The organism is Pseudomonas sp. SIMBA_041 (assembly GCF_046535095.1).
GTDB lineage: Bacteria > Pseudomonadota > Gammaproteobacteria > Pseudomonadales > Pseudomonadaceae > Aquipseudomonas > Aquipseudomonas mucoides.
Genome location: NZ_JAWRXJ010000504.1, coordinates 1 through 260 on the forward strand (window position 1 = coordinate 1; position 260 = coordinate 260).

At 58.1% G+C, this 260-nt stretch carries 1 protein-coding gene; it reads left to right on the top strand.

The features are described from left to right. Positions 1-260: MFS transporter (locus SB725_RS32105; RefSeq protein WP_410923523.1), on the top strand; the 260-nt coding region annotated here is incomplete at both ends.

The following is a 260-nucleotide window of genomic DNA, read 5'->3' on the forward strand; positions in this document are numbered from 1 at the left end:
CGTCCTATCTCGTCGCCAACGGCATTGTGCTGCCGATCTCGGCGTTCTTTGGCCGCGTGCTGGGACGCAAACGCTATTTCATGCTCTGCATTGTGGCGTTCACGATCTGCTCGTTTCTCTGCGGTGTCGCGTCGAGTCTCGGTCAACTGGTGATTTTTCGCGTGCTGCAAGGGTTTTTCGGCGGCGGTCTGCAACCAAACCAGCAATCGATCATTCTCGATACCTTCGAGCCGAGCCAGCGCGGCCGCGCCTTCTCCATT